The 18713-nt window shown below is 58.7% G+C and carries 19 protein-coding genes, 1 rRNA gene and 2 pseudogenes; 4 read left to right on the top strand and 18 right to left on the bottom strand.

Annotated features, from left to right (window positions below):
• Positions 1–183 precede the first annotated feature (183 nt).
• On the bottom strand, positions 184–972 hold the full coding sequence (gene tcdA / locus Q9290_RS16220) for a tRNA cyclic N6-threonylcarbamoyladenosine(37) synthase TcdA (RefSeq protein ID WP_306080685.1): 789 nt from the start codon (positions 970–972) through the stop codon (positions 184–186).
• A 154-nt stretch (positions 973–1126) separates the two neighbouring features.
• A complete protein-coding gene (gene ilvC / locus Q9290_RS16225; RefSeq protein ID WP_306080686.1) occupies positions 1127–2611 on the bottom strand; it encodes a ketol-acid reductoisomerase in 1485 nt (494 codons plus the stop codon).
• Between the two features lie 135 nt (positions 2612–2746).
• On the opposite strand from ilvC, the gene ilvY reads away from it, so the two are divergent.
• Positions 2747–3649, top strand: coding sequence for an HTH-type transcriptional activator IlvY (gene ilvY, locus Q9290_RS16230; protein WP_306080702.1), 903 nt, complete (start codon positions 2747–2749; stop codon positions 3647–3649).
• Positions 3650–3708: 59 nt separating this feature from the next.
• On the top strand, positions 3709–3975 hold the full coding sequence (gene ubiK, locus Q9290_RS16235; protein WP_306080687.1) for a ubiquinone biosynthesis accessory factor UbiK: 267 nt from the start codon (positions 3709–3711) through the stop codon (positions 3973–3975).
• A 65-nt stretch (positions 3976–4040) separates the two neighbouring features.
• Here ubiK and fre read toward each other — a convergent pair whose 3' ends face one another.
• The 4 genes from fre to trxA form a co-directional block, all read right to left on the bottom strand.
• On the bottom strand, positions 4041–4736 hold the full coding sequence (gene fre, locus Q9290_RS16240; RefSeq protein WP_306080688.1) for an NAD(P)H-flavin reductase: 696 nt from the start codon (positions 4734–4736) through the stop codon (positions 4041–4043).
• A 2-nt stretch (positions 4737–4738) separates the two neighbouring features.
• A complete protein-coding gene (gene ubiD, locus Q9290_RS16245; RefSeq protein ID WP_306080689.1) occupies positions 4739–6238 on the bottom strand; it encodes a 4-hydroxy-3-polyprenylbenzoate decarboxylase in 1500 nt (499 codons plus the stop codon).
• A gap of 113 nt (positions 6239–6351) precedes the next feature.
• Positions 6352–7617, bottom strand: coding sequence for a transcription termination factor Rho (gene rho / locus Q9290_RS16250; RefSeq protein ID WP_107852768.1), 1266 nt, complete (start codon positions 7615–7617; stop codon positions 6352–6354).
• Positions 7618–7799: 182 nt separating this feature from the next.
• On the bottom strand, positions 7800–8126 hold the full coding sequence (gene trxA / locus Q9290_RS16255) for a thioredoxin TrxA (protein WP_014290643.1): 327 nt from the start codon (positions 8124–8126) through the stop codon (positions 7800–7802).
• Between the two features lie 115 nt (positions 8127–8241).
• Between trxA and rhlB the strand changes: the two genes are divergently transcribed.
• A complete protein-coding gene (gene rhlB, locus Q9290_RS16260) occupies positions 8242–9546 on the top strand; it encodes an ATP-dependent RNA helicase RhlB (protein WP_306080690.1) in 1305 nt (434 codons plus the stop codon).
• A gap of 5 nt (positions 9547–9551) precedes the next feature.
• Positions 9552–11033: a guanosine-5'-triphosphate,3'-diphosphate diphosphatase gene (gppA, locus tag Q9290_RS16265; protein WP_306080691.1), complete on the top strand. Its 1482-nt coding sequence runs from the start codon at positions 9552–9554 to the stop codon at positions 11031–11033.
• 41 nt (positions 11034–11074) lie between these two features.
• Here the strand turns inward: gppA and Q9290_RS16270 are convergent, their stop codons facing one another.
• The 12 genes and pseudogenes from Q9290_RS16270 to rrf form a co-directional block, all read right to left on the bottom strand.
• Complete coding sequence (locus tag Q9290_RS16270; protein ID WP_306080692.1) at positions 11075–11422, bottom strand: RidA family protein; 348 nt, start codon at positions 11420–11422, stop codon at positions 11075–11077.
• Positions 11423–11525: 103 nt separating this feature from the next.
• Positions 11526–12539, bottom strand: coding sequence for a porphobilinogen synthase (hemB, locus tag Q9290_RS16275; RefSeq protein WP_306080693.1), 1014 nt, complete (start codon positions 12537–12539; stop codon positions 11526–11528).
• A 2-nt stretch (positions 12540–12541) separates the two neighbouring features.
• Positions 12542–13327 carry a 3'-5' ssDNA/RNA exonuclease TatD gene (gene tatD / locus Q9290_RS16280; protein WP_306080694.1) on the bottom strand — a complete coding sequence of 262 codons (786 nt, stop codon included), beginning with the start codon at positions 13325–13327 and terminating at the stop codon, positions 12542–12544.
• Positions 13324–14070: a twin-arginine translocase subunit TatC gene (gene tatC, locus Q9290_RS16285; protein WP_306080695.1), complete on the bottom strand. Its 747-nt coding sequence runs from the start codon at positions 14068–14070 to the stop codon at positions 13324–13326. The genes tatD and tatC overlap by 4 nt, the downstream gene beginning before the upstream one ends.
• Before the next feature lie 2 nt (positions 14071–14072).
• Positions 14073–14420, bottom strand: a pseudogene (gene tatB, locus Q9290_RS16290) (Sec-independent protein translocase protein TatB); the annotation flags it as partial.
• Between the two features lie 3 nt (positions 14421–14423).
• A complete protein-coding gene (tatA, locus tag Q9290_RS16295) occupies positions 14424–14678 on the bottom strand; it encodes a Sec-independent protein translocase subunit TatA (RefSeq protein ID WP_306080697.1) in 255 nt (84 codons plus the stop codon).
• A gap of 82 nt (positions 14679–14760) precedes the next feature.
• Positions 14761–16398, bottom strand: coding sequence for a ubiquinone biosynthesis regulatory protein kinase UbiB (gene ubiB, locus Q9290_RS16300; RefSeq protein WP_306080698.1), 1638 nt, complete (start codon positions 16396–16398; stop codon positions 14761–14763).
• On the bottom strand, positions 16395–17012 hold the full coding sequence (locus Q9290_RS16305; protein WP_306080699.1) for a ubiquinone biosynthesis accessory factor UbiJ: 618 nt from the start codon (positions 17010–17012) through the stop codon (positions 16395–16397). Before Q9290_RS16305 ends, ubiB begins: the two co-directional genes overlap by 4 nt.
• Positions 17012–17767: a bifunctional demethylmenaquinone methyltransferase/2-methoxy-6-polyprenyl-1,4-benzoquinol methylase UbiE gene (gene ubiE, locus Q9290_RS16310; RefSeq protein WP_306080700.1), complete on the bottom strand. Its 756-nt coding sequence runs from the start codon at positions 17765–17767 to the stop codon at positions 17012–17014. The genes Q9290_RS16305 and ubiE overlap by 1 nt, the downstream gene beginning before the upstream one ends.
• A 58-nt stretch (positions 17768–17825) precedes the next feature.
• Entirely contained in the window at positions 17826–18212 is a 387-nt protein-coding gene (crcB, locus tag Q9290_RS16315) for a fluoride efflux transporter CrcB (protein ID WP_306080701.1), read from the bottom strand.
• A 70-nt stretch (positions 18213–18282) separates the two neighbouring features.
• Positions 18283–18537 (bottom strand): annotated as a pseudogene (locus Q9290_RS16320) (tautomerase family protein); the annotation flags it as partial.
• Between the two features lie 79 nt (positions 18538–18616).
• Positions 18617–18713: ribosomal RNA gene (gene rrf / locus Q9290_RS16325) — 5S ribosomal RNA — on the bottom strand; the annotation flags it as partial.

Here is an 18713-nt window from a genome sequence, read left to right on the forward strand (position 1 = left end):
CTCATCAGGGCCAGGGTGAGCCGATGGCTCACTCATCAAAACAGGCCGAATATACGGGTGCAGTTAATCCTGGCCGCCAAAACACGGAAACCCCACTTGCGAAAAGCGAGGTGTCCATATAGGTACTTGAAGCGTGTCGGCGGAGTGCAACCGCACTGATGCTTCGCGTGGCGATACTCTTGCCTATCTCTGGCTGTCAGCCTGAGTGGCCAGCTTTGAAAGCACCCGGCTGACCATAAAGAAGCCAAAGGTGGCGGTGATGTGGGTGACGGCGCCAAAGCCTGAAGCGCAGTCCATTTTCATGGTGCCGTCCGATTCCTGCTTGGCACTGCAGACGCCGCCCTCGCCGTCCGGATAGCGGGGCTGCTCGGTGGAAAACACGCAGTCCACGCCGAACTTGCGCTTGGGATTCTTGCTGAAATTATAGAAGCGGCGCAGTTCACCCCGCACCTTGGCCGCCAATGGATCCTGGATCGTTTTGCTCAGATCGCGGATCTGGATCTGGGAAGGATCTATCTGGCCACCGGCACCGCCGGCGGTGATCACCGGGATCTTGTTGCGCTTACAAAAGGCAATCAGCGCCGCCTTGGCGCGCACCGAGTCGATGGCATCCACCACGTAATCAAAGCCCGTCAGCAGATGCTCGGCGAGATTGTCGGCGCTGATAAAGTCATCCACCACCGTCACCTTGCAGTCCGGGTTGATCAGCGCAATCCGCTCGGCCATGGCCTGGGTCTTTTCAGCACCGATCTGATTGCTGAGGGCATGGATCTGCCGGTTGGTATTGGTAATGCAAATATCGTCCATGTCGATCAGGGTGATGGCGCCAATGCCGGAGCGCGCCAGGGCTTCCGCCGCCCAGCTGCCCACGCCGCCAATGCCGATCACACACACATGGGCCTCGGCAAAGCAGGCCAGGGCCCGGGCACCATAGAGGCGGGCAATGCCTCCGAAACGCTCGTCAAAACTCATTGTTCACTCTCCCAGAATTCAGCAGGGCATTATATCAAAGGCGACTCGCAGGTCGAAAAAGAGCCCAAAGGGAAAATGACCGGCATGAACATCGAGCACAAAAAAGGGAGGCTTTCGCCTCCCTTGATACAGCTCTGTTTATCGTTTTGTTTGTTTAACCGCCAACGGCGATGTTTTTCATGTCGGTCATGTAGGCACGCAGGGTCTTGCCGATGATTTCCACCGGGTGGTTGCGAATGGCCTCGTTCACGTCGATCAGGCGACGGTTGTCGACAGAGTTGGACTCAACGGTGATGGTCTTGCCAATCACGTCGGTGCCCACCTTCGGCATGAAGTGCTCGCGCAGCAGCGGTACCGCGGCGTTGGCGAACAGGTAGTTACCGTATTCAGCGGTGTCGGAGATAACCACGTTCATCTCGTACAGACGCTTACGGGCAACGGTGTTGGCGATCAGCGGCAGTTCGTGCAGAGACTCGTAGTAGGCAGACTCATCGATGATGCCGGACGCGGTCATGGCTTCGAAGGCCAGTTCTACGCCGGCCTTGACCATGGCCACCAGCAGAATGCCGTTGTCGAAGTATTCCTGCTCGCCAATGGCAACGTCGGTAGCCGGGTACTGCTCGAAACTGGTTTCGGCAGTTTCTTCACGCCAGGTCAGCAGGTCGTGGTCGTCCTTGGCCCAGTCGGCCATCATGCCGGCGGAGAAGTTGCCCTGAATGATGTCGTCCATGTGCTTGTTGAACAGCGGGCGCATCAGCTCTTTCAGCTCTTCGGCCAGGTCAAACGCCTTGATCTTGGCGGGGTTGGACAGGCGATCCATCATGTTGGTGATGCCGCCCTGCTTCAGGGCTTCGGTGATGGTTTCCCAACCGAACTGGATCAGCTTGCCGGCGTAGCCAGCATCGATGCCGTCGGCCACCATCTTCTCGTGGCACACGATGGCACCGGCCTGCAGCATACCGCACAGGATGGTTTGCTCACCCATGAGGTCGGACTTCACTTCAGCGACGAAGGAAGACTCCAGAACGCCGGCACGATCGCCGCCGGTGGCAGAGGCCCAGGCCTTGGCGATGGCCAGACCTTCGCCCTTGGGATCGTTCTCGGGGTGAACGGCGATCAGGGTGGGCACACCGAAACCACGCTTGTACTCTTCACGTACTTCGGTACCGGGGCACTTGGGAGCAACCATGACTACGGTCAGGTCCTTACGGATCTGCATGCCTTCTTCAACAATGTTGAAACCGTGGGAGTAACCCAGGGCGGCACCTTCCTTCATCAGGGGCATAACGGCGTTAACGGCAGAAGTGTGCTGCTTGTCCGGAGTCAGGTTCATGACCAGGTCGGCGGTGGGGATCAGCTCTTCATAGGTGCCTACCTTGAAGCCGTTCTCGGTGGCCTGCACGAAAGACTTGCGCTTCTCGGCAATGGCTTCGGCACGCAGGGCGTAGGCTACGTCCAGGCCGGAATCACGCATGTTCAGACCCTGGTTCAGGCCCTGAGCGCCACAACCAACGATAACGACCTTTTTGCCCTTCAGGACGTTACAACCGTCGGCAAACTCGCTGCGGTTCATGAAACGACACTTGCCGAGCTGCTCGAGCTGCTGACGCAGGTTCAGGGTATTGAAATAGTTAGCCATGACCTTTTGCTCCAATTAATCCGTTACTTTTGAATATTTGCACCGTTTCCGGTGGCGACCTCAGCAATATACCCCAGGCACAGCATTGCCGGAAATGATATATTCGAAATAGAGTATTTCATTTGGTGCAACATGATGGAACTGCGCAACCTGGAGCTTTTTGTTCACCTCAGCCAGAGCCTGCACTTTGGCCGTACCGCCGACGCCATGGCCGTGAGCCCCTCTACCCTGAGCCGGGCCATTCAGCGGCTGGAGCAAGAAGTGGGCTGCGAGCTGCTGGTGCGGGACAACCGCAGTGTGGCGCTGACGCCGGCAGGACTCCGGCTGCAGCAGTTTGCCGACGGCTGGCTGGCGGAATGGCAGCACCTGCGCGATCAATTGCGCCACAACGACAGCCCGCTGCAGGGCCGGCTGCGACTGTTCTGCTCGGTGACCGCCAGTTACTTTCTGCTACCCGACATACTGGCCCGCTTTCGCACCCGTTACCCGCAACTGGAGCTTCGGCTGGAAACCGGCGATCCCGCCCTGGCCATCGACAAGGTGCTGAACGAGGAAACCGATCTGGCCATTGCCGCCCGCCCCGACGCCCTGCCAGCCAAGCTGGAATTCATTCGCCTGCAAACGGTGCCGCTGGTGTTTATTGCGCCGCGCATTCCCTGCCTGGCCAACGAGCTGCTGCAACAAAGTCCCGCCGACTGGAGCCGCATTCCGGTGATATTGCCGGAGCAGGGCGTAGCCCGCAAACGCACCAACCAGTGGTTTCGCAACAAGGGCATCAGCCCAAACGTCTATGCCGAGGTGGCCGGCAACGAGGCCATCGTCGGCATGGTGGCGCTGGGCTGTGGCGTGGCCCTGGTGCCTACGGCGGTGATCCGCCACAGCCCCATGGCCGACAAGATTCAACGGCTGGCGGTGACCCCCGATCTCAAACCCTTTGAGGTGGGCGTGTGCCTGCTGAAAAAGCGGCTGGACGATCCGCTGATCCGCGCCTTTCGCCAGATTGCCCTGCAACAGGGCAACCCCGAGTCCCATGATTAGGGTGTGTGCCGCTACTGAGCATGGGTTACAATGGCAGCAATATTTCAAGGAGAGCGACCATGCTGGACCCGAAAAAACTGGAAGAGATCGCCAAACAGATTCAAAGCAACATGCCCGCCGGGCTGAGAAACATGGGTGAGGAAGCGGAAAAGCGCATTCGCACCGTGCTGCAGTCCCAGCTGGGCAAGCTGGATGTGGTCACCCGGGAAGAGTTCGACGTGCAGACCAAGGTGCTGCTGCGCACCCGGGAAAAACTGAACGAGCTTGAAACCCGCCTGGCGCTGCTGGAACAACAGCTGGCCGATGGCCGCAGCGAGCAGGAATAACCGCCGCTGAAAAGCACAATGCCGGGCTTGCCCGGCATTGTTGTATTTAAGAGCAGGCAACGAGTTTAGATAAACTCGTAGGCGTCACCAAACAGCCGTTCGGCATCCACGCCCTTCTCTTTAAAGGCTTCCCGGGCCACACCTGCCATTTCAAAACGGCCGGCCACATAAATGTCGTAACCGGTCAGGCTGGGAAAGTCTTCCATAATGGCTTCATGCACCAGACCGCCGCGGCCCTGCCACTGCTCACCACCATGCTGCACCACAGGCACATAGGTCAGCTCCTTGTGCTCGGCGGCCCAGGTGGCCAGTTCGTCATGGGCATACAGATGGTCTTCATGACGCACGCCCCAGTAGATGAATACCGGCTTGTGCAGGCCGTCGGCCAGCATTTGCTGCAAAATGGAGCGGGTATAGGCAAAGCCGGTGCCGCCGGCCATCAGGATCACCGGATGGCGGGACTCGCGCAGATAGGCCTTGCCCGCCGGCAGTTGCACCTCAATCTGACCCTGCTCCTGCATGCGCTTGAGCACCTGCATGGCATAGGTATTGTCGGCCGAAGCACCAATGTGCAGCTCGATTTCACCGTTTTCCAGGGGCTTGTTGGCAATGGAAAAGGGACGCTTGTCGTCATCCGCCATCACCACCAGCAGGTACTGGCCGGCATTAAAGTCCACCGGCTGCTCCGGCTTCAGCCGCACATACCAGAGGGTATCGGCCATTTCATGAAGCGCTTCGACATTACAGCTTGTTTTTTGCATGACTATCCTTTGATCTCACTCTGTTCTGCACTCGCATTCAGGATACCGAGTTGGTCCCACAGCGCATCGACCCGTTGTTTGACCTCGTCCGTCATCACGATGGGCTCGCCCCATTCGCGGTTGGTTTCACCCGGCCACTTGTTGGTGGCATCCAGGCCCATTTTGGAGCCCAGACCGGAGACCGGCGAGGCGAAATCCAGGTAGTCGATGGGGGTGTGCTCGATCAATGTGGTATCCCGCGCCGGGTCCATTCGGGTCGTAATGGCCCAGATCACGTCGTTCCAGTCTCTGGCATTGATGTCGTCGTCGCACACGATAACGAACTTGGTATACATGAATTGTCGTAAAAACGACCAAACGCCCAGCATGACACGTTTGGCATGGCCGGGGTAGCGTTTTTTCATGGTCACCACCGCCATGCGGTAGGAGCAGCCTTCCGGCGGCAGGTAAAAATCGGTGATCTCCGGAAATTGCTTTTGCAGTATGGGCACAAACACTTCGTTCAGCGCCACGCCCAGTACCGCCGGCTCATCAGGTGGACGGCCGGTATAGGTAGAATGGTAGATGGCGTCGCGGCGCCGGGTGATGCGCTCCACGGTGAACACCGGAAATTCGTCGATTTCGTTGTAATAACCAGTGTGATCGCCATAAGGCCCTTCCGGGGCCACTTCATCAGGATAGATATATCCTTCCAGCACGATCTCGGCACTGGCCGGCACTTCCAGATCGGAGCCCAGGCACTTGACCACCTCGGTGCGGCTGCCCCGCAGCAGGCCGGCAAAAGCGTATTCCGACAGGGTGTCGGGCACCGGGGTCACGGCGCCGAGAATGGTCGCCGGATCGGCGCCCAGCGCCACCGCCACCGGATAAGGCTGGCCGGGGTTGGCCTCCTGCCACTCACGAAAGTCCAGCGCCCCGCCTCGATGACTGAGCCAGCGCATGATCACCTTGTTCTTGCCCAGTACCTGCTGGCGGTAAATGCCCAGGTTCTGGCGCTTTTTATAAGGGCCGCGGGTAATGGTCAGGCCCCAGGTGATCAGCGGTGCGGCGTCGCCGGGCCAGCAGTGCTGCACCGGGATGCGGGTCAGATCCACCTCGTCCCCTTCCTGGATCACTTCCTGACAGGGAGCGCTTTTCAGCCGCTTGACCGGCATGTTGAGCACCTGCTTGAAGATGGGCAGCTTTTCCATCAGCTCCTTCAGGCCCTTGGGCGGTTCGGGCTCCTTCAGGTAAGACAGCCAGCGGCCCACTTCCCGCAGCGCGCCTACATCCGGCTGGCCCATGCCCATGGCCACGCGCTTGGGAGTGCCGAACAGGTTGCCCAGCACCGGCATGTCGTAGCCCTTGGGGTTTTCAAACAGCAGCGCCGGACCGCCCGCCTTGAGGGTGCGATCGCAGATCTCGGTCATTTCCAGGTAGGGGTCAATTTCCTGGTGAATGCGCTTCAGCTCCCCCCGGGCTTCAAGTTGCGCGATAAAATCTCGTAAATCCTTGTATTTCATAGGTTGTTCCGAGTGTATCGAGTGGCGTGAGGATTATACCCACTTTCATGGCCGCGTGTATCAAACAACAAAAAACCGCGGCAAGCCGCGGTTTCTTTCGTGCTGGGTAACGATTACTTCTGCTGACGCTTCATGGCGTCGAAGAACTCGTCGTTGGTCTTGGTCATGGCCAGCTTGTCGATGAGGAACTCGATGCCGTCGATCTCGCCCATGGGGTGAACGATCTTGCGCAGAATCCACATTTTCTGCAGCTCGTCGGCGGTGGTAAGCAGCTCTTCGCGACGGGTACCGGAACGGGTGATGTCGATGGCTGGATAAACCCGCTTTTCGGCGATCTTGCGGGACAAATGCAGTTCCATGTTACCGGTGCCCTTGAATTCCTCGTAGATCACATCGTCCATCTTGGAGCCGGTGTCGACCAGGGCGGTGGCGATAATGCTCAGGCTGCCGCCTTCTTCCACGTTACGGGCGGCACCAAAGAAGCGCTTGGGGCGATGCAGGGCGTTGGCGTCCACACCACCGGTCAGCACCTTGCCGGAGCTCGGCACCACTGTGTTGTAGGCACGGGCCAGACGGGTAATGGAGTCGAGCAGGATCACCACGTCCTTCTTGTGCTCTACCAGACGCTTGGCCTTTTCGATCACCATGTCGGCCACCTGCACGTGACGGGCCGCCGGCTCGTCAAAGGTGGAAGCGATCACTTCACCTTTAACCATACGCTGCATCTCGGTCACTTCTTCCGGACGCTCGTCGATGAGCAGCACGATCAGCACACACTCGGGATGGTTGTAGGCAATGCTCTGGGCGATGTTCTGCAGCAGCATGGTCTTACCGGCCTTGGGCGGCGCCACAATCAGGCCACGCTGGCCCTTGCCGATGGGTGAAGCCAGATCCAGCACCCGGGCGGTGATGTCTTCGGTAGAGCCGTTGCCCCGCTCCATTTTCATGCGCTCGTTGGCATGCAGCGGAGTGAGGTTTTCAAACAGGATCTTGTTGCGGGAGTTTTCGGGCTTGTCGAAGTTAACCTGGCTGATTTTCAGCAGGGCGAAGTAACGTTCGCCTTCCTTCGGGGGCCGAATCTTGCCGGAGATGGTGTCGCCGGTACGCAGGTTGAATCGACGGATCTGGCTGGGAGACACATAGATGTCATCGGGACCGGCCAGATAGGAGGAGTCGGCGCTGCGCAGAAAGCCGAAGCCGTCCTGCAGAATTTCGAGCACGCCGTCGCCGAAAATATCTTCACCACTTTTGGCATGGGCTTTGAGGATAGCAAAGATGATGTCTTGCTTGCGCAGACGGGCGAGGTTTTCCAGGCCCATGTTTTCCCCAAGCTTTATCAGCTCAGATACAGGGGTATTCTTGAGTTCAGTCAGATTCATAGTGGTGAGTGTCTATCAACCAGGAATGTCAAATGGTCAGAAAAATCTGCCGGATTGATGTTTTGATTAGAAAGCGCCTTAGAGGCATGAAAATAGGCTAGCAAACGAACAACAAACTAGCACCAAAAAGAAAAAGCGTCTAGCAAAAACCACAAGGGGTGCCTTGCGCACCCCTTGCTGAATTACAGGTTGGCGTCCAGGAACTCTTTAAGCTGAGTCTTGGACAGGGCACCGACCTTGGTCGCCGCCACTTCGCCGTTCTTGAACAGCAGCAGCGTGGGAATGCCACGAATGCCGTACTTGGGAGCGGTTTCTGCGTTTTGATCAATATTCAGCTTGGCGACGGTCACCTTGCCTTCATATTCACCGGCCACCTCGTCCAGAATGGGGGCGATCATCTTGCACGGACCACACCACTCAGCCCAGAAATCCACCAGTACCGGGCCTTCAGCCTTGATGACGTCTGCATCGAAGCTGGCATCGGTCAGCTGAACAATTTTGTCACTCATCTCCAACTCCAGTCAGTCTTTGCCCCCAAAAACACACGACAAAGGGGCAATTTAGTTGCCCTATTTCAAATGATCCTGTTTATTATTGCAAGCCTAACCTGATAATCTGAACGCTATGAGCAAAACACATCTTACCGAGACAAAATTCGCCCAGCTGGGCCTGCAACCACAAGTGCTGGCCGGGCTGGAAACCAAGGGTTTTCACAACTGCACGCCAATCCAGGCGTTGTCGCTACCACCGCTGCTGGCGGGTAAAGACATCGCCGGACAGGCCCAGACCGGCACCGGCAAAACCATCGCCTTTCTCGCCGCCACCTTTAACCATCTGTTGACCACTCCCGCTTCCGCCGACCGCAAAACCAATCAGCCCCGCGCTATCATCATGGCCCCCACCCGCGAGCTGGCGGTGCAAATTCACAACGATGCCGACACCCTGAGCGACAGCACCGGTCTCAAGCTGGGGCTGGCCTATGGTGGCGAGCCCTATGAAAAGCAGGTGGAAGTGCTGGACGCTGGCGTCGACATTCTGATCGGGACCACCGGCCGCATTATCGACTTCTTTAAACAGAAGGTGATCAGCCTGGATGCCATTCAGGTGGTGGTGCTGGATGAAGCGGATCGCATGTTTGATCTGGGCTTTATCAAGGACATTCGCTTTTTGTTCCGCCGCATGCCACCGGCCAGCCAGCGCCAGAACATGCTGTTTTCCGCCACCCTGTCGCTCAGAGTGCAGGAACTGGCCTACGAGCACATGAACGAGCCGGAACACGTTCAGGTGGAACCGGAGCGTAAAACCGGCGTGCGCATTCAGGAAGAGCTGTTCTATCCGGCGCAGGAAGAAAAGATGCTGCTGCTGCTCACCCTGATGGAAGAAGAGTGGCCCGACAAGGCCATCGTCTTTGCCAACACCAAGCACAGCTGCGAAGAAGTCTATGCCTGGCTCAAGGCCGACAACCACCGCGTGGGCCTGCTTACCGGCGATGTTCCCCAGAAAAAGCGCCTGAAAATTCTGGAAGACTTTACCAGCGGGGCCCTCGACATTCTGGTGGCGACCGATGTCGCCGCCCGCGGCCTGCACATTCCCGATGTCAGTCACGTATTCAACTACGATCTGCCCGACGACGCGGAAGACTATGTGCACCGCATCGGCCGTACCGGCCGGGCCGGCGCCAGCGGCAGCTCCATCAGCTTTGCCTGTGAGGAATACGTGTTCAATCTGCCGGCGGTAGAAGCCTACATCGAACACGAAATTCCGGTCAGCAAATATGACAGTGAGGCCCTGCTCAAGGACGTGACCGCGCCCAAACATATTCACCACCACAGGGCCGGCATGAACCGCAATGTGCGGGACCGTCAGGGCGGTGGCCAGCGTCGTCCTGCCGGCAATCGTCGTCGCCGGCCCCAGGGCAGCCGGAGCTGATCCTGATGGCCACCTCGTCGCTGTACGCGGCCATTGACCTGGGCTCCAACAGCTTTCACATGCTGGTGGTGCAGCAAGTGGAGGGGGCCTGCCGTACCCTGGCCAAGGTCAAGCGCAAGGTGCGCCTGGCTGCCGGGCTGCAGCCCGATGGCAGCCTGGATCAAGCCGCCATGGAGCGGGGCTGGGACTGCCTGCAACTGTTCGCCGAACAACTGCAGGACGTCCCCGCCGATCAGGTACGTATTGTGGGCACCGCCACCCTGCGCCTGGCCACCAATATTGATACCTTTCTCACCCGTGCCGAAACCATTCTCGGCCACTCCATTCACATCATCTCCGGAGAGGAAGAGGCCGCCACCATCTATCAGGGCGTGGCCTGGACGTCATCCGGTACCGGCCGGCGACTGGTGATCGACATTGGCGGTGCCAGTACGGAGCTGGTGATTGGCGAAGGTGCCTCGGCAGAGCTGCTGCACAGCCTGAACATGGGCTGTGTAACCTGGCTGAAGCGCTATTTTCCCGATGGCGAGCTGAGCGAGTCCAGCTTTGCCAGTGCGATCAGCGCCGCCAGGCGTGAGTTGTCACCGGTGGCTGCCGGCTACCTCAAGCGGGGCTGGCAGCATGCCTTTGGTGCCTCGGGAACCGTGCAGGCCATTCAGGAAATCATGATGGCTCAGGGCGAGAACGAGCACATCACCCTAGCCAAATTGCTTCATCTCAGGGAACAGGCCATCGCCTGCGGTCACGTGGACCGGCTGCAACTGACCGGGCTCACTCCCGAGCGGACGCCGGTCTTTGCCTCGGGCCTGGCCATTTTAATCGCCCTGTTTGAGACTCTCGGCATCGACAACATGGTGCTGGCCGGCGGCGCCCTGCGCGAAGGCCTGGTCTACGGCATGCTGGGCACCCGTCAGGACTGCGATGCCCAGGACAGAACCATCGACAGCCTGATCGCCCGCTACCAGCTCGACCGGGAACAGGGCGAGCGAGTGCGCAACACCGCCCTGTTGGCCCTGAAGCAGCTGCAGCCCGGTATGGATAATGATGACGCCTGCATGCTGGCCCGTGCCGCCATGCTGTACGAGCTCGGCCTGTGCATCGAATACAAGCGCGCCCCGGAGCATGCCGCCTACATTATTCGCCATATCGATCTGCCGGGCTTTACCGCACCCCAGCAGCGGCTGCTGGCCGCCCTGCTGCTGAATCAGCGGGACGAGTTTCGGTTGGAAGCGCTGCAGGCACAGTGCGCCCTGGATGCCAGCCGCGCCGTGCTGCTGGCCCGCCTGCTGCGTCTGGCCATTATTCTGTGCCTGCGCCGCACCAAAGGCACAGTGCCCGAGTTTCGGCTCACACAGCAAGGAGAGCGGCTCACCCTTACCCTGCCCGCCGGCTGGTGCAACGACCATCATCTGCGCGCCACCGAGCTGCAAACGGAAGCCAAGCGCCAAAGTGAACTGGGCTGGCCACTGGATGTGGTGGAAACATAAAAAAAGCGCCTTTCGGCGCTTTTTGTCTTTTCTTGCTCTGCTTACAGGGCGGCAATCACGGTGACTTCCACCAGCACCACCTCGCGGGCCATGTGGGCCTGCACGCAAGAGCGGGCCGGGGCGCAGCCTTCCGGCAGCCACTCGTTCCACAGCTCGTTAAAGGCACCTACGTTGGCGGTGTCCTTAATGTGGATCAGCGCAGACAGAATTTTGGAGTTGTCGGTGCCCGCTTCCGCCAGGTGCTCGTCGATGCGTGCCAGTACCTGTTTGGTCTGGCCCACGAAGTCCTCGGTCACGTCCTTGGCCACCTGACCGCACAGGTAGACGGTGTCGTTGTGGATAACAACACGGCTGACTTTCTCGTTGGTGGACTTGCGAATAATGGTCATCGGATTTCACTCTCCTTGTAGAAAATAGAAAGGGGTCTGAAAAGTGTGATCATTGTAACAAAAAAGCCCCGAAGAACGGGGCTTTTTGTCACGGGTTAAATGCTCAGTCCTGCTCTTTCAGCCACTGGGCCACGCGCTTGGAGAAGTAGGTCAGAATGCCGTCGGCACCGGCGCGCTTGAAGCACAGCAGCGACTCCATGATGCATTCCTTTTCCTTGAGCCAGCCGTTCTGAATGGCGGCCATGTGCATGGCGTATTCGCCACTCACCTGATAGGCAAAGGTGGGCACGCCGAACTGATCCTTGACCCGGCGCACCACGTCCAGATAAGGCATGCCCGGCTTCACCATGACCATGTCGGCGCCTTCCTCGATGTCAAAGGCCACTTCCTGCAGCGCCTCGTCGGTGTTGGCGGGGTCCATCTGGTAGGTGGCCTTGTTGCCGCCCTTGAGGTTGCCGGCAGAGCCAACCGCATCCCGGAACGGGCCGTAATAATTGGACGCATACTTGGCGGAGTAGGCCATGATCTGGGTATTGATAAAGCCGTTTTCTTCCAGCGCCTGACGAATGGCACCGATGCGGCCGTCCATCATGTCTGACGGAGCCACCATGTCGGCACCGGCGGCGGCATGGCTCAGGGCCTGCTTGACCAGCACCTCTGTGGTCACGTCGTTGAGCACATAACCGTCTTTATCGAGAATGCCGTCCTGGCCGTGTACCGTGTAGGGGTCCAGAGCCACATCGGTCATGATGCCCAGCTCCGGGAATGCCGCTTTCAGCTCCCGTACCGCTTCCTGCACCAGACCATCGGGGTTATACGCTTCTTCCGCCAGCAGGGTTTTCTCGGCAGCATTCACCACCGGGAACAGGGCCAGCAGCGGAATGCCAAGTGCTACCAGCTCGGCGGCTTCTTCCAGCAGCAGATCGATGGACAGCCGCTCGATGCCGGGCATGGAGGCCACCGCTTCCCGGCGCTGAATGCCCGGCAGCACGAACACCGGGTAGATCAAATCGTCCACGGTCAGGGTGTGCTCGCGCACCAGGCGACGGCTGAAATCGTGCTTGCGCAGACGGCGCAGGCGGCGGCCGGGAAAGCCACCCATCACTTGTTTGGTCATGTTCACTCCTGAAGTTGGAAAAAGGCCCGGCTGGTCGCGGTGGTGGTGGCGATCAGTCCGGCGGGATTCTCGCCCCGGCAGGCGGCAATGCGCCCGGCGATATGGGGCAGGTAGGCGGGTTCGTTGCGACGAGAAGCCGGCTTTGGCGACAGGTCCCGGGGGATCAGATAGGGGCTGTCGGTTTCCATCATCAGCCGGTCGGCCGGGATCAGCGACACCAGCCGCTGCAGCTCGGCGCCCCGGCGCTCGTCACAGATCCAGCCGGTAATGCCGATGTGCAGATCCAGCGCCAGACAGTCTTTCAACTCATCCTCGCTGCCGGTAAAACAGTGCAGCACCGCCGCCGGCAGCCGGGTACGCCAGGGCGCAAGAATGGCCATAAAACGGTCGTGAGCATCCCGGCAGTGCATGAACACCGGCAGTTGCAACTCGGCGGCCAGGGCCAGCTGGGCTTCAAAGGCGGCCTCCTGCTGCGGCCGTGGCGAAAAGTCCCGGTTGAAGTCGAGGCCACACTCGCCAATGGCCACCACCTGCGGCTGTGCCGCCAGCCGGCGAAGCTCACCGAGCGTGGCGTCGTCAAAGGTTTTGGCATCATGGGGATGTACCCCGGCGGTGGCGTAACAAAAACCCGGCCGGCTGGCAGCGAACTCCGCCACCGCCCGGCTTTCCGCCAGGTTGGTGCCGGTCAGCACCAGACCGGTAACGCCGGCAGCCTCGGCCCGGGCCAGAACCGCTTCTCTGTCTTTATCAAACTGGGAGCTGGTCAGGTTAACGCCAATGTCGATCACGGCGCCGGCTCCTGCTCGTCGTTTTCTTCTTCGCGCACATAGAAACGGCCAAAAAAGACGCCGATTTCAAACAGCAGCCACATGGGAATGGCAAGCAGGGTCTGGGAAATAACATCCGGGGGGGTTAGCAGCATGCCCACAATAAACACCACCACCACCACATAGGGGCGCTTGCCAGACAGATCCTTGGGGGTGGTGACCCCGGTCCAGCACAGCAGTATGGTGGCAATAGGGATCTCAAAGGCGATACCAAAGGCGATAAACAGCCCCAGCACAAAGTCCAGGTAGCTGGCGATATCGGTGGCAATGGTGACCCCTTCCGGCGCCATGCTGGTGAAAAAGCCAAATGCCAGCGGAAACACCACAAAATAGGCAAAGGCCGCACCGGCATAAAACAGCAAGGCGCTGGAGAACACCAATGGCGCGATCAGCCGTTTTTCATGCTTGTACAGGCCAGGGGCGATAAAGGCCCACACCTGATAAAGCACAATGGGAATGGCAGCAAAAAAGGACACGATCAGCGTCAGCTTGATCGGCGTGAGAAAAGGCGTGGCCACGCCGGTGGCGATCATGCTCGCCCCTTCCGGCAATTGCTTCAGCAGCGGGGTGGCCAGCAGCGTGTAGATGTCGTTGGCAAAATAGACCAGGCCCAGAAACACCACCAGCACGGCGGCAAAGGCGCGCAACAGGCGCGACCTCAGCTCCACCAGGTGGCTGATCAGGGGCTGCTGTGATTCACTCATTCAGAAGGTTTCCGGGGCTCTGTGCTGGAGGATTCATCCGCATTCTGCTCGGGGCGCTTTTCATAAGGCCGGTTCACCGAGGCGGCGGCGTCTTTCAGTTGATCGATGGATTGCTGCAACTCGGGACTGAGGTCCTTCATGCCGAGCTGCTCGGCCTTTTTCAGATCCCGGTGCAGCTCTTCCATTTTCAGCTCCTGGGCCAGTTCGGTTTTCACCGCGTTGGCGGTGTTGCGTACCGTGCTGAACAGGCGGGACACGGTGCGAATGGCCACAGGCAGGCGCTCCGGCCCGAGCACCACCAGGCCGATGACCGAAATTACCACCAGTTCCCAAAAACCGATATCGAACATGATTTATACCCGATCTTTGTCTTTGGCCTTGTCCTGCTCCTGCTGGTTCAAAGGCTCGGCCTGGTCTTTCTTGTCGGCCAGTTTCTGCTGCTCGAAGTCGGCGTCCTTTTTGTCCTGATCCTCGTCGGTCATGGCCTTTTTGAAGCCCTTGACCGCCGAGCCCAGATCACTGCCCATGCCGCGCAGTTTCTTGGTTCCGAACAGCAGCACCACGATGAGCACCACGATAAGCAGTTGCCAAATACTGATTCCACCCATAACTCACTTTCCTATACAAACAGTGAACGATAAAAAGCCATTATATTGCAGCCAAGTGACGAAAATCTGACACCAGATCAAACTATCGCGCGATTCGCCGCCACCCCAGCCACCATACAACCAAAGTCAGCACCAGACCAGACGTAGCCAGTCGGCTTTCATCCATACCCAGCAGCAGGGTACTGGCCAGCAGAGTGGAAGCCCCCACTGCCAGCAAAAACTGACCCTGGCCACGACGCTGGTCATGTCCGGCGTAACGCTCGTACAGGCCGGTCATCTGGCGCTGCTGCAGCTTGGCCTGGCGCAAGGCGTCGTACACCAGCTCGGGAATTTCCGGCAGTTTTTCCGCCCAGTAAGGCGCTTTTTCCTTTACGCCGTTAATCACCGCCTTGTAGCCCACCTGCTTCTGCATCCAGTCTTCCAGAAAGGGCTTGGCGGTTTTCCACAGATCCAGCTGCGGGTAGAGCTGACGGCCCACCCCTTCCACATAGAGCAGGGTCTTCTGCAACAACACCAGCTGGGGCTGCACGGCCATATTAAAGCGGCGGGCGGTGTTGAACAGGTTCAGCAGCACATGACCAAAGGAAATTTCGGACAGGGGCTTTTCAAAAATGGGCTCGAGCACGGTGCGAATGGCTGACTCAAACTCTTCCACCTTGGTGTCGGCCGGCACCCAGCCCGATTCCACATGCAGCTCAGCCACCTTGCGGTAGTCCCGGTTAAAGAAAGCCAGGAAGTTTTCCGCCAAGTAGCGCTTGTCGTCCCGGTTGAGGGTGCCGACAATACCGCAGTCGATGCCTATCCACTGAGGATCTTCCGGGTGGTCGTAAGACACGAAGATATTGCCCGGGTGCATGTCAGCGTGAAAAAAGCTGTCCCGGAATACCTGGGTGAAGAATACCTCCACACCCCGCTCTGCCAGCAGCTTCATATTGGTGCCATTGGCTTTCAGGGCTTCAATATCGGACACCGGAATGCCATAGATGCGCTCCATCACCAGCACATTTTCATGGCAGTAACTGGAATAAATCTCCGGCACATAGAGGGTGCGTGAGCCTTCAAAGTTACGGCGCAGCTGAATGGCGTTGGCCGCTTCCCGCAGCAGGTTGAGCTCGTCGAGCAGGGTCTTGCGGTATTCTTCCACCACTTCCACCGGCCGCAGTCGGCTGCTGCGCTCGGGCACCAGGCGAGCGATCAGGGTGGCCATGGAATGCATCAGGCTGACATCGGCCTCGATCACCCGTTCAATACCGGGACGGATCACCTTGATCACGATCTCCTGGCCGGTTTTCAGCCGGGCGGTATGCACCTGAGCGATGGAGGCCGAAGCCAGGGGCCTTTCGTCGAACTCGTCAAACAGGGCTTCAATGGGCTGACGCAGGCTGCGCTCAATCTGCTGGCGAGCCAGCCGGCCGTCAAAGGGAGGCACCCTGTCCTGCAACAGGGCCAGCTCTTCGGCGATGTCGGGCGGCAGCAGATCCCGGCGCGTAGAGAGCATCTGGCCAAACTTGATAAACACCGGCCCAAGGTGCTCCAGGGCCAGGCGAATGCGTTTGCCCCGGGAGAGATCCGGATGCTTGTTGTTCAGCCAGAACAGGCTTTTGCGTGCCATGCGTGCCGGCCAGATCTGCAACCGGGCCGGGATCAGTTCATCCAGGCCATAGTCGAACAGGGTACGGCCAATCTGGTACAGCCGCCGCAGCTCCCGCAGTTTTTTCATGAATGGGTCACCTTGTCGGTCAGTGCCGCCAGGCGTCCCTGCAGGCGGTTCAGTCGTTTGCTCAGTTCTTCCACTTCGTCACCGAAGTCGGCCAGCTCCAGCGACCCCACCGCCAGCCGGGCTTCTTCGCGCACATAGTCGCCCAGGTGTTGCTGAGCACCACTCAAACGTTGACTCAGGGAGGCTTTCGCTTCCCGGCCATGGCGGCACAGCAGATGGGCCAGTGCGTCACCGGTGTAGGGCACCAGCCATTCTTCGAGATCGACGGGTGTGTCGCGCAGCTGCGTGCTCAGATACTGCCAGGGCTGAGGGTCGCCTTCGAGATCGAGGCGGCCGTCACGAATGTACTGCATCAGCAAGCCCTTGTCCTTGAGCAGGCCCAGCGCGTTGAGCGACAGGCTGAGGTGACTGTCGACTCGGCCTTCGTAATGGCCCAGCAGTTCCAGCCGGCCGTCGATAAAGATCAGGTAAAAGCTGGCCAGCTCTGTCAGCGTCAACTGCAATACCCGGCCATTAAGGGGTTTCAGCTTTTGTGCGCCGCCGGTGCCTTGCAGCAGGCGATTAATGGCGGTTTCCAGGGTACCGTTCAGCAACGGCAACAGCAGTGCCTTCATCAGAATTTGAACCCGCGGTGCAGCGCCACCACGCCGTCGGTCAGATTAAAGTATTCCACCTGCTCCAGGCCGGCTTCTTCCATCATTTGCTTGAGGGTTTCCTGATCCGGATGCATGCGAATAGACTCGGCCAGATACTGGTAACTGTCGCTGTCCTGGGCCACCAGGGCGCCCATCTTGGGCAGCACGTTAAAGGAATAGAAGTCGTACAGCTTGCTCATGATCTCGTGCTGAGGCTTGGAGAACTCCAGCACCAGCAGGCGGCCGCCCGGCTTCAGCACCCGCTGCATGGACGCCAGCGCCTTGTCCTTGTTGGTGACGTTACGCAGACCAAAGGCGATGGTGATCAAATCGAAATGATTATCGGGGAACGGGAGCGCCTCGGCATTGGCCTGCACATAGGAGATATTGTTGCCCAGGCCCTTGTTACGCAGCTTGTCACGGCCCACCTTGAGCATGGAGTCGTTGATATCGGCCAGCACCACCTCGCCCTGTTCCCCCACCATGCGGGAAAACTTGGCGGTCAGGTCACCGGTGCCACCGGCCAGATCCAGCACTTTATGGCCCGGACGCACGCCGGAGCAGTCGATGGTGAAACGCTTCCACAGGCGATGAATGCCAAAGGACATCAGGTCGTTCATCACGTCGTACTTGGCCGCCACCGAATGGAAAACGCTGGCCACCATTTGCTCTTTTTCATCGGCATTCACGGTCTGGTAACCGAAATGGGTCGTCGACTTGTGCTGTTCTGACATTCTCAAGACACCTGTAAAAATCGAAGTAAGGCAGTGTACTGCAAATGCCCGGGCCGGACTAACGGGAAGCCAGCAGGCTGTGGGTGATCTGCATTCCCATAAAAGTGAATATCATACAGCAAACCACATTGAGGCACACATTCAGCCCGGCCTTAAACCATTGACCGTGCTCAAGCAACAGCACCGTATCCAGCGAAAAAGAGGAAAAAGTGGTCAGGGCGCCCAGCATCCCCACCATCATAAAGGGACGCCAGGAGTGGGCACTGATCGCCTGCTGCTGCACCAGCACAAAGATGATACCCATCAGCAGGGAGCCGATCAGGTTGACGGTAAAAATACCAAAGGGAAAGGAGCGACCGAGCAGGCGGCCCATCAGATCGGTAATGAGGAAACGCAGTACGGCGCCGGTGGCGCCGCCGAACGCAATAAACAGCAGGGTTTTCATGATAAACCGGCGTAAACAAACGGAACATCAGTTTACGCCGGTCGGACTCAAAAACCCATGCTCGAATGGCTCAGGCCTGGCGTTCCCGCTTGGCGCGAACGGACTCACCGGCCACGCCGAAGTCCTGGGTAGCGATGTCCTGCAGCAGAATGCGCACGGTTTCCGGTTTCACATCGAGAGCGCGGACACAGGCATCGGTCACTTCGCTGATCAGGGCTTCCTTCTGCTCGTTGCTGCGACCTTCGATCAGGGCGATATTAAGAATCGGCATGGTTTCTTCCTTTAGATGTCTGAAAAACGAGCCGGTATTAGAGTAGAAAATGTGAGCTGAGTCAAATTTGGTGGAAAATGAGCAGACACGAAAAAAGCCCGATACATACGTATCGGGCTTTTCGGTATTGGGTGCCTGGCAGTGACCTACTTTCACATGGCAGCTGCCACACTATCATCGGCGCGGTTGCGTTTCACTGCTGAGTTCGGCATGGAATCAGGTGGTTCCAC

The sequence above is a fragment of the Oceanimonas aquatica genome, from assembly GCF_030732065.1.
Lineage (GTDB): Bacteria > Pseudomonadota > Gammaproteobacteria > Enterobacterales > Aeromonadaceae > Oceanimonas.

Coding starts and splice junctions, on each gene's coding strand:
- tcdA (WP_306080685.1), bottom strand. CDS start 972: ATGAGTTTTGACGAGCGTTTCGGAGGCATTGCCCGCCTCTATGGTGCC.
- ilvC (WP_306080686.1), bottom strand. CDS start 2,611: ATGGCTAACTATTTCAATACCCTGAACCTGCGTCAGCAGCTCGAGCAG.
- ilvY (WP_306080702.1), top strand. CDS start 2,747: ATGGAACTGCGCAACCTGGAGCTTTTTGTTCACCTCAGCCAGAGCCTG.
- ubiK (WP_306080687.1), top strand. CDS start 3,709: ATGCTGGACCCGAAAAAACTGGAAGAGATCGCCAAACAGATTCAAAGC.
- fre (WP_306080688.1), bottom strand. CDS start 4,736: ATGCAAAAAACAAGCTGTAATGTCGAAGCGCTTCATGAAATGGCCGAT.
- ubiD (WP_306080689.1), bottom strand. CDS start 6,238: ATGAAATACAAGGATTTACGAGATTTTATCGCGCAACTTGAAGCCCGG.
- rho (WP_107852768.1), bottom strand. CDS start 7,617: ATGAATCTGACTGAACTCAAGAATACCCCTGTATCTGAGCTGATAAAG.
- trxA (WP_014290643.1), bottom strand. CDS start 8,126: ATGAGTGACAAAATTGTTCAGCTGACCGATGCCAGCTTCGATGCAGAC.
- rhlB (WP_306080690.1), top strand. CDS start 8,242: ATGAGCAAAACACATCTTACCGAGACAAAATTCGCCCAGCTGGGCCTG.
- gppA (WP_306080691.1), top strand. CDS start 9,552: ATGGCCACCTCGTCGCTGTACGCGGCCATTGACCTGGGCTCCAACAGC.
- Q9290_RS16270 (WP_306080692.1), bottom strand. CDS start 11,422: ATGACCATTATTCGCAAGTCCACCAACGAGAAAGTCAGCCGTGTTGTT.
- hemB (WP_306080693.1), bottom strand. CDS start 12,539: ATGACCAAACAAGTGATGGGTGGCTTTCCCGGCCGCCGCCTGCGCCGT.
- tatC (WP_306080695.1), bottom strand. CDS start 14,070: ATGAGTGAATCACAGCAGCCCCTGATCAGCCACCTGGTGGAGCTGAGG.
- tatA (WP_306080697.1), bottom strand. CDS start 14,678: ATGGGTGGAATCAGTATTTGGCAACTGCTTATCGTGGTGCTCATCGTG.
- ubiB (WP_306080698.1), bottom strand. CDS start 16,398: ATGAAAAAACTGCGGGAGCTGCGGCGGCTGTACCAGATTGGCCGTACC.
- Q9290_RS16305 (WP_306080699.1), bottom strand. CDS start 17,012: ATGAAGGCACTGCTGTTGCCGTTGCTGAACGGTACCCTGGAAACCGCC.
- ubiE (WP_306080700.1), bottom strand. CDS start 17,767: ATGTCAGAACAGCACAAGTCGACGACCCATTTCGGTTACCAGACCGTG.
- crcB (WP_306080701.1), bottom strand. CDS start 18,212: ATGAAAACCCTGCTGTTTATTGCGTTCGGCGGCGCCACCGGCGCCGTA.